The 866-nt window shown below is 36.8% G+C and carries 1 protein-coding gene and 1 pseudogene; both read right to left on the bottom strand.

The features are described 5' to 3' along the window. A pseudogene (locus D1831_RS14250) lies at window positions 1-384 on the bottom strand (DEAD/DEAH box helicase); the annotation flags it as partial. A gap of 4 nt (window positions 385-388) precedes the next feature. After that, on the bottom strand, window positions 389-866 hold a 478-nt coding region (locus D1831_RS14245), incomplete at its 5' end, for a Hachiman antiphage defense system protein HamA (RefSeq protein ID WP_125073457.1).

Genomic DNA, 866 nt, shown 5'->3' with positions numbered 1-866 from the left:
CAAGGCTTCGTTCCATAACTGCTCAATTGTTGGAACTAGCGTATAGCTTTGTCCTTGACGAGGCAAAAAGTTGTTAAAGCTGGTCAAAACTTCATTAGTAATCAGTGAAACCTCAGGATCGTTAGGATACATTTTGGATAGAGTAGCAACAATTTTCAAGGCACTATTTTTTTGCCTACTATCTCCCTTTTTATTGATTGATTTTGCTAGCAGATCGGCGAAGCGTAGAAGATCATGTTTCTGCTTTCCTGTTAACTTCCAATCTAGATGAAATAGCCAACAACCATACTGCTTAGACAAAATACTCATCAGCTTGCGTAAGTAATCGTCATTTTCTAAATACTCGTAAAGATATTCGCCCAATCTTTTTTCTTGTTGTGGCATACTCTTATTCTCCTATCAAATCCTTCATTATCGCATGAGTATCCTCTTCAGCATTAGTAAAAGGTAACAAGTACACATAAAACGACGATTTTTGCCAATGATGCTGCTGAATAACTATATTCAATTGCCTAATCGCTTGTTCCAAATCACAATTAATAGCTTGACGACACTTCTCTTTTGCTTCTTCTTGCGTGCAATCGTCTAAATCTAATTGGGTTCTAAACTTATAGCCAATGAAGATCCCATATGATGCAATATCTTCAAAGCCTGTTTCAGTTGGTGCCATTAACTTAATAATGGCATTACTCTTATCTTCACCAAATTGTGTCCGAAGAATGGAACGGTCAACTATGTCGGTAGCCAGTACCATCTCATTGGACCGATTATTATCAAAAGTTGCTATCTTCTTCACTACATTATTAATTGCATCCTCAAGATTATTGTTTAATTGTGATGCCCCAAGGATTAGTTGAGTTTTACCC

The sequence above is a fragment of the Lactiplantibacillus garii genome, from assembly GCF_003885105.1.
Classification (GTDB): domain Bacteria; phylum Bacillota; class Bacilli; order Lactobacillales; family Lactobacillaceae; genus Lactiplantibacillus; species Lactiplantibacillus garii.
This window is presented reverse-complemented; position numbering and strand designations above follow the sequence as displayed.